Here is a 12,939-nt window from a genome sequence, read left to right on the forward strand (position 1 = left end):
TTTCCTATGCCGCCAAGCGGTGCTCGTAGTACGGCTGGTCCCGGTCGTCCAGGATGGCATCGAGCGCGGCCAGATTCTTCGCATCGGGATTCAGCCACGTTTCCACGTGCTCTGGCTTGACCGGTACGATACAACGATCATGCCCTGCGGCCGACACCTCAGCGGGCGGCTCATCGGTGATGGCAGCGAAGGAATAGAGATCCGCCTCGCCCTCTTCTCCTTTGCTGATTGACCAGAGACACGCCACCAACATGTCTTGCTGCGGCCTGGGTCTGAATTCCAACACCACGTTCTCTTCGGCCTCGCCGGGCGCCAACTCGCGTTGCTCCAGGCGATGCCTCGAGACATTCTCGTAGAACGCATTGACGATCATGATGCCGTGGCGATAGCCATAGAGCTGGCGCCAAGCCTTTTTGAGGTTGTCGCGTCTGGCGTTATATGACCCGTTCTTTTGTCGCTCCATCGCCGGCGTCCACCCCGGCAGCCTGCATTGGTAGCGTATCGGAATGACGACCCGCCGGCCATCCTGCACCACCATTACCGGAGCATAGTGACCAGGAAAGATACGGGAATCACGATCCCGCATGTCCGTGCGCTGCAGGTCGGCGAGATTGCGTTGCGCCCGTGCAATCTTGTCTGTCGCGATGCGTTGATCGTTCTCAGCCTTCTTGGTCGGCTTGGCTGCCAAGGCGCGCTCCGCCGTCGTCAGCCGCGTCTTCTGCTGGAACAGCTCGGTCTCCCACGCGCTTGCCTGTTCTTGATCGCCCGCTTTGACCACGTCGGCGACAGCACGCTCCTTTTCATCAGCGGGAGCCAGGAACGCGGCACGCATGGCCTTCGGAAGTTTTGCCCAGCCACCCTCCCGACGCGTCTGCCAGAAGAGCTCGACGAAATGCTCAAAGCTGACACGGGCACCGAACTCTCGAACGAATTTCCTGTAGTCCGCCTGAATTTGCGCGGAATAGCACATCGCGGTCACCGTGGCGTTGTCGTCTGAAGGCACCATTGTAGTGTCGGCTGCCCGATCTCGCGCAAAGCGTCGTCACTGCTTGGCTGGGTGTCAGAGAGTGGGCTGCTGAGCCGGCATCTGCTCCCGATGCCTGTGGTCATTCCCAGGGACGCGGACCGACACGCGTGCGACCTCGCTCGCCACACTATGCTTTTCCATACGTTATGTTTTTTCATACGGTATCTATTTCACTTTCCGAGGTGTTGGGTCCGGACCGCCTTTGCCTTGCTGAACCCTAGTTGGCCTCCTCTCATGTGCCGGATACCGTATGCGCCGCGCCAGTTACGCGCCGAAAAGTGACCGCAAAATTCCTTCGCAATATCCGCCTCCCAGCCGGTTTGTAGGACACCGGCTGATAGCTCGCCAACTTGACCGGCAGCAGACTAAAGCCATACCAGCTCGCAGGAGGTCATCATGGCCACCGCAAACATCCACGTCGTACCCACCGGTGATGAATGGGCCGTCGAAGTCGCCGGCGGGGGAGCCCGTACCACCTATCCCACGCAGGAAGCCGCCATTTCGGCGGGCACAGAACGCGCCAAGCGAGACAATGTCGAGTTGCTAATCCATGGTCGAGATGGCCAGATACGAGAGCGCAACTCCTTCGGCCATGACCCGCGAGACGTCAAGGGTTGAAGTCATTGATTCCAAAGTCATGTCCGGCTGAGGCGCCATAGCGGCCCAGCCGGTCCTCTCAGGCTGGCAAGCCCGCTTTGAAAGAGCGGGCCGATATCCGCCCTTACCAGGAGTGCCAGATGGCCGCGCGCTCTATCGCCTCGCTGTCGATCAGCTTCGGACTGGTGTCCATACCGGTCAAGGTCTTTTCCGCTACGGAAAGCAAGTCGGCAATCAGCTTCAACTTCCTCCACAAGGGCTGTGGCTCGCGGCTGAGACAGCAATACATCTGCCAGCGGGAAGGCGTTGTCGTGGAACGCGCCGACATGGTGAAGGGTTATGAGTTCGAGAAAGACAAGTACGTGATCTTCGAGCCGAGCGAACTCAAGGCGCTGGAGGAGGCGACCCAGCCAACCATCGATATCGTCGCGTTCATGCCGCTCGCTGCCATCGACCCGATCTACTACGACAAGGCTTATTACCTGGGCCCCGACAAGCGTGGCGGAAAGCCATACAGTCTCCTGGCCGAAGCGCTGCGCGCCTCGGGCAAGTGCGCACTGGCGAAGTGGAATTGGAAGGGCAAGCAGTACATGGTGCAGATCCGCGTCGGCAACGACGGGTTGATCCTGCAGCAACTCCTGTACGCCGATGAAGTCCGCTCCATGGCAGACCTGCATATCGAATCCGTGAATGTCTCCAAAGCGGAACTGTCATTGGCGGAGCAGCTGATCGAACAAAGTTCGGTGGAGGGGTACGACCCGGCTGAGTACGCCGACGAGGAAAAGCAGCGAATCCTGGCACAGATCGACAAGAAGATTGCCGGCCAGGCGATCACGATTGCTCCAGAGACACCGGGTGCCGCGACTGGCGCCGAAGTTATCGACCTGATGGAAGCCTTGCGCAAAAGCATCGGCGCGCCCAAGGGGAAGGCTGCGGCCAAAGCGTCAGTCAACGAAGCGAAAGCTCCAGCGCGACGCGGCGCGAAGCGTGCCGATATTGCGGCCGCCGCACCAGCCAAGAAGACACGGAAGCAGGCCTGATGCACGCGTCCACGATACGCGGAGTTCACGAGGTCCTTGGCAAGGGTATCGTTGCGGCGCAGTCATGACGCCGGCCAAGCAGCATCGGCTGTTCACACTCCCAAAGCCTCTCGTGCCATGACATCGCACAAAGGTGGTCTCGAGCGCTATAACGCTAAGCGAAATTTCGCGATCACACCCGAGCCGTCGGGATGTGCCAAGCAAAAATCTGACACTACTCCGAAGCTCTCTTTCGTCATTCAGAAACACTGGGCACGACGACTGCACTACGACTTCCGGTTGGAACTCGATGGCGTGCTGCTCAGTTGGGCCGTGCCAAAGGGACCCAGCTACGACCCCGCCGAAAAGCGCATCGCGGTCCATACCGAGGATCATCCGCTCGACTATGCCAGCTTTGAGGGCGAGATTCCGGCGAAACAGTATGGCGCCGGCTCAGTCATCGTCTGGGACCGAGGCACGTGGGAGCCGGTCGGCGACCCGCGTGAGGGGATGGCCGCCGGCAAGCTGCTGTTCGACCTGTACGGCGAGAAGCTGGCGGGCCGGTGGGAGCTGGTACGCATCGCCAAGCCAGGCGACAAGTCGGAACAGTGGATTCTCTTCAAGAAGCGAGACGCCTGGGCGCGACCGCTCGCGGAGTTTGACGTGTTGGCGGCGTTTCCAGACAGTGTCATCGCCAAACCGCTCGGTGCACTGACCCAGGCGTCGCTGAATGCTCCCGACGTGGATGCCGCGGAGGCGATCAAAGACGCGCCGCTCGCGCCGTTGCCGGCCAAGCTGGCCCCGCAGCTTGCCACCTTGTCGCCCACCCTTCCAGCAGGGTCCGGCTGGGTCGTCGAAACCAAGTTCGACGGCTATCGGATGCTTGCCAGGATCGAGGATGCCAAGGTGACCCTCTTTACCCGGAATGGTCACGACTGGACGCGCAAGCTGAAATCCCTCGCGGCCGAGCTCGAAAAGCTCGACATCTCGGAGGGCTGGCTCGATGGCGAGATCGTGGTGTTGCGCGACGGCGTGCCCGATTTCAATGCGCTGCAGAACGCCATCGACCGGCATCGCAACGAGGCGATCGTCTTTTTCGCCTTCGACCTGCCTTTCTGGGAGGGCCGTGACTTGCGAAACGTGCCGTTGGTGCAGCGGCGGGCGAAGCTGGAAGCCCTTGTGGCGGGTCATTCGGATCGCGTGCGCTTCAGCGAGGCCTTCGATGCACCACCGGTGCAGATCTTCCAGGCGGCATGCAAACTAGGCCTCGAAGGCTTGATGTTCAAGCGGGCGGACGCGACTTATGTGTCGGCGCGTTCCCAGACCTGGATCAAGGCCAAATGCAAATTGCGACAGGAGTTCGTGATCGGTGGGTTCTCGGACCGTAGCGGGGCGGCGAAGGAGGTCGGCAAGCTCTATCTTGGCGTGTATGCGGAGGGAGAGCTGCGGTACGTCGGTGGCGTTGGCACTGGCTGGGACAGCGCCACGGCAGCGGACCTGAAGAAGCGCCTGACGGCCATCGAGATCGAGCAAAGCCCGTTCTCCACGGAGGCGCGCTCCAGCCGTCGATGGGGTGGTGGCCGAGAAGCCGTGATGCGCTGGGTAAAACCGACACTTGTGGCAGAGGTCGAGTTCTCCGAGTGGACCCCGGAGGGACAGGTCCGTCATGCGTCGTTCAAAGGCCTGCGCACCGATCATGCACCCAAATCGATCCGTCGGGAGGCTGTCCAGACCGCGGTGACGCCGCACGGCGTCAGCGCCATCAAGGTCACCAACCCCGACCGTGTCATCGACAAGTCCGAAGGCATTACGAAGGTTGAGCTGGTTCGTTACTACGAAAGCGTGGCCGAGCTGATGCTGCCCCACCTCCAGAATCGGCCGCTGTCTTTGGTGCGCGCGCCGGAGGGGATCGATACCCAGACGTTTTTCCAGAAGCATGCGGAGACGGCCATGCCAGGCCTGACCGAACAGCCCGCCTCGCTATGGCCCGGCCATGCGGCGCTGCTTACGGCGGATTCATCCGAACCAATCGTCGCCGCAGCGCAAATGAATGTGGTCGAGTTCCACACCTGGAATTCCACCGCTGGCAAGATCGACCGTCCCGACAGGGTCATCTTTGATCTCGACCCGGGCGAAGGGGTGCCGTGGGAAACCATGCTGGAAGCAGCCGTGCTGGTGCGCACGCTGCTGGATGAACTCGGCCTGCAGGCCTGGCTGAAGACCAGCGGCGGCAAGGGTCTACACGTCGTGGTGCCATTGGCCGCGCGGCGGTCCTACGATGAAGTGAAGGCGTTTTCCCGCGCGGCCGTCCAACATCTGGCCGCCACTCTGCCGCAACGCTTTACTGCCCGCTCCGGTGCCGCCAATCGCAAAGGGCGAATCTTTGTCGACTACTTACGTAACGGCTTCTCGCAAACGACCGCAGCTGCTTTCTCCGCGCGCGCAAGACCAGGGCTTGGCGTTTCCATGCCCGTATCCTGGGACCAGCTTCCCAAGTTGAAAAGCGGCGATCAGTGGACGATTCGGGATGCCCGCGAGTACCTCAGTTTCCAGGTGGCGGATCCTTGGGAGGCCTACTGGAAAACTAAGCAAGTCTTGACTACCGCCATCAAGCGGTTGCAGTAAAGCCCGCAATGGTGCGCAGCAATAAGCACTTTTAACCGCAACCCCCTCTGAAAGAAAAACATCCCCATTGGCGGCGTTACTTTCACGCTTGAAAGTTTCAATCCCTGACGCTCGAAAGGGAATCAGGGGCAAAAACGGGCGTTTAATTCAGAATTAGAAGCGGCTTACTGGGTCCTATGATGGCTGGGCAGTCCTGCTACCGCCCGCATCCACCGTCCCTCGGCATGCGGGCTTTTTTTTCGGTAGGGCAAACGTAGGCGAAACGTTAGGCAGGTCGATTGCGTAGCCCGGTGGGACGGGGTCATACTGAGCGCGGGTGATGCACCCATTGCCCGATTTCTTCTTGGACGTTCCGCGGCTCTCGGCTACCGGCTCGAGAACCGCTTTTTTTTTGCGCGCTGACCGCTCAGAGCTGGGCGGGCCCCTTGATGAATCCGCCCCGCAGTAGTCATCAACCGCTCCGGCGTGTGTCAATCATTCAGCTTTTCGATAAGGAAACGCTCGGGCCGCTTGCCCAGCCACGCCGGCGTCCGGCCGCGACCCGACCAGGTTTTGCCGGTCTTGGGATCCATGTACTTCGGCGGCAACGGGGTTTTCTCCGCGCCAGTGGTTACTGTGCCGGCAGGCCGGCCACGACGACGCCGAGGCGCCACATCTTCGGGCGAGAGGTCATACCGAATCATCAATTCGCGAATCTGTTCGATGACGCCCGCGACTTCAGTCGAACGTGCCTCTGCGATCTGCGCTTCCAAAGCTTCCTTTTGCTGCAACAGCTGCTGATACGTTGCCATTGTTGCCTCCAATTTTTAGATCCCCATTAACTTATACGCATTCCAAAGAAGACCTGCAAGGAATTCACTGTCTAAAACCGCCTCGTATATAGTTTGCTTCGTTCTATTCCGAAAGTGGTTTCTTTGCGTCCGTCAAGGCAATGAACCGCGTGAAGCGAATGGAGTTCCGAAGTAAAGCCACTCGCTATTTAGATCAATGTGTTCGGTCCTGGGCTCCGCAGAAACAGGTACGCTGGGCGCAGAACGTCGACTGCAGCAATGCTGTATTCGCGCTCATCGGGCGCAGAGCTATGCAGAGCAGAAGGCCTCTTTGTCTCGAGCCGACAGATGGCGATTTGACGGCTGGAACGCCAACGGTCTTGCCGTGGGACCGACTGTTCGAGTGCCTTGCTTGCGCTGCCGGCCCAACTGTTAGATCTTGCGGTGGATCAGGTCTAGGCCGCGCTTTCTGTGTCAAATTCATGTCCAACGGCCGCCAGGGCGCCTTGGACGTCCTCAGTATTTCCCCGAAGTTGTCTTTACATTGTCTTCCCTGAATAATCGCGCCCTCAGCTCATCACGCCGGTGCAGGGAGAGATTGTTGTCCACGAACAGAGGAGTCCACATGTTTCGCTTCGAGTATGGAACGAGCAATGTTTATGCGCAGCTTGGCTTCGCGGACGCCGATGAAATCCCGCTCAAGGCGGGCATTGTGAAGGACATCACTGACCGGATTCGAGGTGCCGGGCTGACGGTTTCGCAAGCCGCTGCCCTTCTTGGTACATCCCAGACGGACCTTCTTTTGGCGGTCTCCGGAAAATTCCAATCCTTTCGTGCAGCCGAGCTGCGTGGCTGGCTCAAGCGGTTAGGCTCGCCCTTGCAGTGTTCTTCCCAGTAAGCGATGGCAAGCAATTAAGCCACTGTAGCCTTGGCAAAGTGCTTTACTCGGTTAGAGTATGCGGCCCGCGCACGGGCGTCGCCTTGAGGGCTGCATCATCCAATTGGCAGCTTCGAGGCGGGCGACTTAAAAGACTTTTTTCCATTGAATTCGCAGCGCGGCCCTTGGCTGAGACTGCTGCTGCTATGCAGCATAGTTTTGACTTGCCGTTGGTGCCAAAGAAGTTTACGGTAACGGATCGGTGTGCGCATCCCCCGCGCGTCCCTCACACCGAGCTTCATCGCTGTTCTCATCACACTTCGTGGAATTCGATCCACGGACCAGCTGTCGTAGGTTCCATTTTCCGACCCCGGCAAAGGAGGCCACCATGCTAAGTCCGCACGAAATTGCTGCACTACTACTGCTCGGCGATGCACCGGATATCGATGATCTGGAACCTGACCAACTGGACGGCTTGCTGGCTCACAAACTGGTCACGATGGAGCACGGGCATGCCGGCGACAATGCCTATCCCCGCCTGACAAGCCAAGGTCATTCGATGCTCGAAGCGGTACGAAACGTTCGGTAAGTCCTTCCGAGATTGGCCTATCGCGGCGTTCCAAGTAACGTCGTCCCCACGGACGCCCTCATGGGGCCGAAGGGAGACGGAAGCACAACGGCGTGACCGTCCAGCCGCCCTCGTGGACATCAGCGAAATGGCGGTGATACCGTCCACTCAGCACTTGCGCAGCTAGCCTGGGCCGCGAAAAAAGCTGGTAGCGGTGTCGTTATGCGCAGGTTTCGGTCACCCCGCGAATAGGGGGAAGCCGGTATAGAGGCTAAGTGTGATGATGTGGGTGACAGGTCTGCGAACAACCCGTCAACACTCATAGCCCTCGACCACACTCGGCCGGGGGTTTTTCTCTTTACGCGGGCCGCGCTCAGAGGGAAAACGCCAGCCTGCCGGCCTAGTGGCAGCGCTATGCCGATCAGTGTTGGTCCGACCAGCGAATAATTTCGGGCCTTACTCGCCCAGCGAACGAAGGAACATCGGTACCTTCGCGCGGCTGGTGGCCTGAACACGGGCGCTGAGCGCGTAATCGACCGGCGCACTCCGTACGTCTTAGCGATATCGTGTCGCCGTCGATGCCACAGATGACAGGTCATTTCAGCGTCGACCATCGCTCTGTGCACGCGCCCGGTCCGGAGCCGGTGATTTGAGTGGGCGGGTACAGTCGAGCACCCAAGTAGAGTCGTCTAACGCCCATGCTCACGGATGATCTCTACTTGTTCATCGATGATGGCCAGGAGCTCGGCCATTGAGCCGGAGAAGCGCTGTCGTACCCGTTGAAGAGCTTTTCGCTCGCTGGCAGAACGCACGAGCTCATAGCTGTCGCCCTCTTGGGAAAGCCGGATAACACGCAATTCCTTGCTGGGAGGAACTTTCAGCCAGTACGAATACCCGTTCCTTATCCCTTTGTCTGTGCGCTCGCGGGGAATCAGATATGGCCGAGCAAGCATGATTTCGGCGTGGATCGCTTCAAAGGACATGACGCTATTCTAGAAACGCGAGACCCCAGGAGCTGCCCAAGGGTCGAATGCATTCTACGGACTCGTGCGTCGAACCGAACCTTAAGCTTCTTCGGCGATCAAAAACCGGTTCGGGTTCTTACCCAGCCAAGCAGGCGTACGACCCCGACCCGACCAGGTTTTTCCAGTCTTGGGATCACGATACTTCGGAGGCAGTTCGGACTTCGGCTTGCTTGCACCGCTGCCAGCCGGGCGTCCGCGTCGGCGTTTGGTAACGTCCTCGACTGTCAGGTCATACTCTTCCATCAGAGCCTGAATCTTCTCGATGACCCCTGCTACTTCCTGGGCACGCACTTCTTCAAGGTGGGCTTCGAGCGCCCGCTTCTGGGCAATCAATTCCTTGTATGTAGCCATACGATTCTTCCTTTCTAGTGGAGGTCCGAACAGTTTGAATTAAAACTGGAATTCACAACAGTGCTTACCTTATCACAGGAAGGCGTAGTCCGATCCCAAAGATTCGTAGAAGAATAATTCTCCAGCTTCCTGCTCGCAGCAGTAATAATGTCTCAACGCCGGCAAAGACTAGCGATTGGGCAGGGCGGGAATAAGAACTTCCGTTGATACCTTAACTCGGTGATCCGGCCGTGCTCTGAGCCCATTCCAGTATTGGCTCGAACCGAGATGGCAGGAGTCGCTGCGCTTCCGCAAATGTCACCCATCGAAACTCGTGGTGCTCTGGGCGCCCCAGTTCAGCGCTAATTGGTAAGCTCACGCCACCACGGGGTGATACAGCAAGATAGAAGCGTGCAATCTTCCCATTCGCATACGGTTCCGTTTCTCGATAGTCCTCTCCCCAACGAAGCTCAAGCGTTGACAAGCCGGTTTCCTCCCTGGCCTCCCGGATCGCGGCTGATAACAACTCTTCGTTAGGCTCTGGCATGCCTTTGGGCATGTCCCAATTTCGATATGCACGTAGGATCAGGCAGAGCCACTGACCGGCAGAAGGTCGAAGCACAACTAAACCAGCAGAATGCTTAATGGGCCGCATGGCCTGTCTCTCTCATACCGAGCATGTTCTCGATTCTGCCCGATGTTTTTTGTCGAGCTCACGTTCCACGCAGAAACGGGTACGCTTTGTTGTTGACCGAGGCAAAAAGCTGTACTGGCGAGCAGCGATCTGGACGACGGTGCGCGGGGGGCATTGCTCATCAATGCCGACGCGCGCGTGCGAATCGCGACGCTACGCTACGCGAGGGCACGACGGTACATCACGTGTTGCTGACGTCAGGTTTGGCGCATCTGATCCCCGATCATGGTCGGTTTCCGGCTCGCGCCACGCGTTGGAGTCGTCGTCAGGCGATGAACAGCAGTTTACGATGGTGGCGCGAGACGACAGCGATGTCGTGATAGTTGAACTCTTGAGATAGGAAGACGGGTCTGTTACCGGCTTAGGTCCGACGAAGGCAGAGATCGGCCAGTAAAAGTCGGCAGTCGAGCCCGTGCGCTCCGACCCTCACCCCATCACTTCAATTTTCGCCGAGGTTCTTGCATGCCTGACGTCTTCCAAGCACCAGCGCGACTAACGGCAATGTGGTGATGAATCCTACGGCGAGCAGCGTCCAGCCGATGGCGCGACGTTGTTCCGGATTCAATCGATTGCTGAGCAACCGTGCGAGGCCCGCCCCCCCCTGCCGCCCGTGTTCCGGCAATCAGTCCAATTTCTGGAATGGTGAGTGATACCTGTTTCATCTGTGCCTCCTGGGCGGATTCGCAGCCGCCAGTATGTCTTCGTTAATTTTTGCCGTCAGCAGTGTTTGCTTGCCCACAGACCGCCAGCCACACGCGCCCCACGCTACGGGGGTTTTTCGGGAGCAACGGGGTACAGGAAAAGGGCGGCTTCCGCCGACCGGCGCCAGCGTAACGGACGCCGGCTCGATCTGGCGCCTGCCGGCCCATGAAGAGCCGTCCGCTAGTGTCGTGGACCTGACATTCAGGTGTCGACTCCGTTCAGCTTCCGGCCATTCGCAGGCCGAAGATCTCCGTCGCATCGGCCAACCCGACCAATTTGTTGAAATGTCAGCTGCCAGCCAGAAGCGATAATGCCGGCTGCCGCGGCAGCAACCTATCCCTGCGCCGTGGGGCGGACGATAATCTCGCCCACGTCAACATCGGCCGGTTGCTCGATTGCAAACGCAATCGCCCGGGCAATGGCGTCCGGGGGCATGGCGAATTTATCCATCGAGGCGGAGATTTGCGCCTTGGCTTCCGGGTTAGTCACCGATTCTGCGAAGTTCGTCCGCGTGAAACCGGGTGAAATGACCGTCACACGCAGTTTGTCTCCCGCCTCCTGCCTTAACCCCTCCGAGATCGCGCGCACGGCACTTTTGGTCGCAGCGTAGACCGCCATGTTCGGCGCGATGCGATGAGCGGCGGTGGACGCGGTATTGATGAAGTGGCCGAAGCCCTGCTTACGAAAGAGCGGCAACGCCGCTGCAATACCGTACAGCACGCCTTTGATGTTCACGTTAATCATGTCTTCCCAATCGTCCACGCGCAGCTCGTCGAGAGGGGAAATCGGCCCGACGCCAGCGTTGTTGATCAGCACGTCGAGCTGACCGAATCGCTCGCATGCGAGTTTTACGAGTTGCGACATGTCCTCTGGGCGCCTGACATCGGTGCATGCCCATGCACATAGTCCCTGCGTCGTGGCAATTCGATCGGCGAGGTCGCGAAGCCGATGCTCCCCACGGGCGCCTATCACCACCTTCGCCCCGCGCTCCGCCAGTAGCAGTGCCGTTGCCTCGCCAATTCCGCTGCTTGCACCGGTGATGACAACGACCTTGTCCTTGATTGTCGACATGATATTTTCCTCATCGCTTGTCCAAGAGGGCGAGAATCAAATGGCCCCGCACTCTCTGTACATCCCATGTTCGTCTAGCAGGGTCGTCCAATCTATAATCGAATCAACGTATTTATTTATCGATCGTACGGATTCGGATGGACCCGCTCTCAGATGTGTTTCACCTGCTCAAAGTGGAGAGCGTGCTGTCGGCACGGCTGGAAGCGTATGGTGCCTGGTCGCTGCGCTTTTCTGCTTATCAACACATCAAGTTCGGTAGCGTCCTGGAAGGTGCTTTCTGGCTATGGTTCGAAGATGGCGACCCGCCGGTCGAGTTGAGGGCGGGCGATTTCTATCTGTTGACCCAAGGTCGGGCGTATTGCACCGGAAGCGACCCTTCACTTACTCCTGTCGACGGCCGTGAAGTGCTTGCCACGAGCCTTTGCGCAGATGGGATCGTGCGCTATGGCCGCAGCGGGGAGAAGGTCAGTGCAGCCGGAGGCCGCTTCGTCTTCGACGCTGATGCCAGCGAACTCTTGCTGAAGTCCTTGCCGCCGCTTATCCATATTCCGGCTGCTTCTGAAACGGCTCCGGCGCTGCGGGCCGTGCTCGATCTGCTGCGACTTGAAATGGAGACGCCCCGCCCGGGCGCGTCGGTTGCCGCATCGAGCCTCGCGAACATGGTACTTGTGCAAGCCCTGCGCGAATATCTGGCGTCGGGAGCGCATACGCCAGGTTGGCTTGGCGCCCTGACCGATCCAAAGATCGGGACCGCCCTTGCCCTCATCCATGAGGACGTAGCCCGGCCTTGGAAAGTCGATGAACTCGCGGCGGCGGTGGCCATGTCGCGCACAACGTTTGCCGACCGCTTCAGGACGCTAGTCGGCATGACGCCAATCGATTATCTGACCAATTGGCGTATCGCAAAAGCTGGCGCCGCGCTGCGAGAAGGGAAAAGTATAGCTTCGGTCGCCGAAAGCATAGGCTATGGTTCAGAGGCTGCCTTCAATTCCGCGTTCAAACGGATCGTTGGACAAAGTCCGGGGCGCTACCGGCAATCGCAATCCGCAGCATGCAGCGGGAAATAATAAGCCGCGCTCTGATTGCATTATCGTTCAATCGGCTCGCATGGTCGCTTCCGGAAATCGCGAATATCCCATGAAGATCAAGAGTCCGCGTTGCCACAGATAAAAAGCGTAGATTCGGTCCCGGTAACAGAGAAATGGCCGGTATGGAGGGACGGGGTAACAGACCGTTGAGGCCGATGGAAGTCGTTAGTTTCCGCGTATGACGAGTGACCGCTGTACTTCTGAAGCAGCCGACTTGGAAGCTTCACGAACTAGAATGACGCCCCCCGATCGTCTAGAGACAGCAGACGTAATTTCGAGATCGTGAAACTATCGATGGGGACTTTCATTCGCCGCTGTCACCTGCGAAATCCACCCTCCATCCCCTCCCCTGGATTTTCCCAACGGGCTAATAAGCGTCTTTCGCGCCCAGCGGCCATCGCTTACCTTTGCACCAACCTCCGCAGATAATGGCGCGTTATCGTGCCTTATCTCGGGTATATGCACGCCTGGCCAAACTGGAGGCATCAGCCGCGGGGCGCAATTCGGAGTTGTAGGAGGGCGTGGGTCGAGAGTCGCACTCGCGCT

The 12,939-nt window shown here is 58.9% G+C and carries 12 protein-coding genes; 6 read left to right on the top strand and 6 right to left on the bottom strand.

Going from position 1 to position 12,939, the window contains the following annotated elements; translation table 11 throughout:
* Nucleotides 1-4 precede the first annotated feature (4 nt).
* On the bottom strand, nucleotides 5-970 hold the full coding sequence (locus tag ACAD63_RS34765) for an SOS response-associated peptidase family protein (RefSeq protein ID WP_434035083.1): 966 nt from the start codon (nucleotides 968-970) through the stop codon (nucleotides 5-7).
* A gap of 453 nt (nucleotides 971-1,423) precedes the next feature.
* On the opposite strand from ACAD63_RS34765, the gene ACAD63_RS34770 reads away from it, so the two are divergent.
* The 3 genes from ACAD63_RS34770 to ligD all read left to right on the top strand — a co-directional run bounded on the left by ACAD63_RS34770 (nucleotide 1,424) and on the right by ligD (nucleotide 5,268).
* Entirely contained in the window at nucleotides 1,424-1,645 is a 222-nt protein-coding gene (locus ACAD63_RS34770) for a DUF2188 domain-containing protein (protein ID WP_434034809.1), read from the top strand.
* A 119-nt stretch (nucleotides 1,646-1,764) separates the two neighbouring features.
* On the top strand, nucleotides 1,765-2,664 hold the full coding sequence (locus ACAD63_RS34775) for a Ku protein (RefSeq protein WP_434034810.1): 900 nt from the start codon (nucleotides 1,765-1,767) through the stop codon (nucleotides 2,662-2,664).
* Nucleotides 2,665-2,781: 117 nt separating this feature from the next.
* On the top strand, nucleotides 2,782-5,268 hold the full coding sequence (ligD, locus tag ACAD63_RS34780) for a DNA ligase D (RefSeq protein WP_434034811.1): 2,487 nt from the start codon (nucleotides 2,782-2,784) through the stop codon (nucleotides 5,266-5,268).
* Between the two features lie 470 nt (nucleotides 5,269-5,738).
* Here the strand turns inward: ligD and ACAD63_RS34785 are convergent, their stop codons facing one another.
* Nucleotides 5,739-6,059, bottom strand: coding sequence for an H-NS family nucleoid-associated regulatory protein (locus ACAD63_RS34785; protein ID WP_434034812.1), 321 nt, complete (start codon nucleotides 6,057-6,059; stop codon nucleotides 5,739-5,741).
* 604 nt (nucleotides 6,060-6,663) lie between these two features.
* On the opposite strand from ACAD63_RS34785, the gene ACAD63_RS34790 reads away from it, so the two are divergent.
* Both ACAD63_RS34790 and ACAD63_RS34795 read left to right on the top strand, forming a co-directional pair.
* Nucleotides 6,664-6,936: an XRE family transcriptional regulator gene (locus tag ACAD63_RS34790; RefSeq protein ID WP_434034813.1), complete on the top strand. Its 273-nt coding sequence runs from the start codon at nucleotides 6,664-6,666 to the stop codon at nucleotides 6,934-6,936.
* Nucleotides 6,937-7,303: 367 nt separating this feature from the next.
* A complete protein-coding gene (locus ACAD63_RS34795; RefSeq protein ID WP_183300341.1) occupies nucleotides 7,304-7,504 on the top strand; it encodes a hypothetical protein in 201 nt (66 codons plus the stop codon).
* 668 nt (nucleotides 7,505-8,172) lie between these two features.
* On the opposite strand, the gene ACAD63_RS34800 is transcribed toward ACAD63_RS34795, so the two are convergent.
* The 4 genes from ACAD63_RS34800 to ACAD63_RS34815 all read right to left on the bottom strand — a co-directional run bounded on the left by ACAD63_RS34800 (nucleotide 8,173) and on the right by ACAD63_RS34815 (nucleotide 11,305).
* A complete protein-coding gene (locus ACAD63_RS34800; protein ID WP_183300340.1) occupies nucleotides 8,173-8,466 on the bottom strand; it encodes a hypothetical protein in 294 nt (97 codons plus the stop codon).
* 81 nt (nucleotides 8,467-8,547) lie between these two features.
* Nucleotides 8,548-8,859, bottom strand: coding sequence for an H-NS family nucleoid-associated regulatory protein (locus ACAD63_RS34805; protein WP_183300339.1), 312 nt, complete (start codon nucleotides 8,857-8,859; stop codon nucleotides 8,548-8,550).
* A 211-nt stretch (nucleotides 8,860-9,070) separates the two neighbouring features.
* Entirely contained in the window at nucleotides 9,071-9,493 is a 423-nt protein-coding gene (locus ACAD63_RS34810) for an NUDIX domain-containing protein (protein WP_183300338.1), read from the bottom strand.
* Nucleotides 9,494-10,567: 1,074 nt separating this feature from the next.
* Nucleotides 10,568-11,305: an SDR family oxidoreductase gene (locus tag ACAD63_RS34815; RefSeq protein WP_434034814.1), complete on the bottom strand. Its 738-nt coding sequence runs from the start codon at nucleotides 11,303-11,305 to the stop codon at nucleotides 10,568-10,570.
* A 137-nt stretch (nucleotides 11,306-11,442) separates the two neighbouring features.
* Between ACAD63_RS34815 and ACAD63_RS34820 the strand changes: the two genes are divergently transcribed.
* Complete coding sequence (locus ACAD63_RS34820; RefSeq protein ID WP_434034815.1) at nucleotides 11,443-12,372, top strand: cupin domain-containing protein; 930 nt, start codon at nucleotides 11,443-11,445, stop codon at nucleotides 12,370-12,372.
* Nucleotides 12,373-12,939 lie beyond the last annotated feature (567 nt).

It is taken from the genome of Cupriavidus sp. a3 (genome assembly GCF_051015765.1).
Classification (GTDB): domain Bacteria; phylum Pseudomonadota; class Gammaproteobacteria; order Burkholderiales; family Burkholderiaceae; genus Cupriavidus; species Cupriavidus oxalaticus_A.

Bases quoted from the DNA above. Each gene is read 5' to 3' on its own strand.
- ACAD63_RS34770 (WP_434034809.1), top strand. From the start codon at position 1,424: ATGGCCACCGCAAACATCCACGTCGTACCCACCGGTGATGAATGGGCC.
- ACAD63_RS34810 (WP_183300338.1), bottom strand. From the start codon at position 9,493: ATGCGGCCCATTAAGCATTCTGCTGGTTTAGTTGTGCTTCGACCTTCT.
- ligD (WP_434034811.1), top strand. From the start codon at position 2,782: ATGACATCGCACAAAGGTGGTCTCGAGCGCTATAACGCTAAGCGAAAT.
- ACAD63_RS34775 (WP_434034810.1), top strand. From the start codon at position 1,765: ATGGCCGCGCGCTCTATCGCCTCGCTGTCGATCAGCTTCGGACTGGTG.
- ACAD63_RS34765 (WP_434035083.1), bottom strand. From the start codon at position 970: ATGTGCTATTCCGCGCAAATTCAGGCGGACTACAGGAAATTCGTTCGA.
- ACAD63_RS34795 (WP_183300341.1), top strand. From the start codon at position 7,304: ATGCTAAGTCCGCACGAAATTGCTGCACTACTACTGCTCGGCGATGCA.
- ACAD63_RS34785 (WP_434034812.1), bottom strand. From the start codon at position 6,059: ATGGCAACGTATCAGCAGCTGTTGCAGCAAAAGGAAGCTTTGGAAGCG.
- ACAD63_RS34820 (WP_434034815.1), top strand. From the start codon at position 11,443: ATGGACCCGCTCTCAGATGTGTTTCACCTGCTCAAAGTGGAGAGCGTG.
- ACAD63_RS34805 (WP_183300339.1), bottom strand. From the start codon at position 8,859: ATGGCTACATACAAGGAATTGATTGCCCAGAAGCGGGCGCTCGAAGCC.
- ACAD63_RS34800 (WP_183300340.1), bottom strand. From the start codon at position 8,466: ATGTCCTTTGAAGCGATCCACGCCGAAATCATGCTTGCTCGGCCATAT.
- ACAD63_RS34815 (WP_434034814.1), bottom strand. From the start codon at position 11,305: ATGTCGACAATCAAGGACAAGGTCGTTGTCATCACCGGTGCAAGCAGC.
- ACAD63_RS34790 (WP_434034813.1), top strand. From the start codon at position 6,664: ATGTTTCGCTTCGAGTATGGAACGAGCAATGTTTATGCGCAGCTTGGC.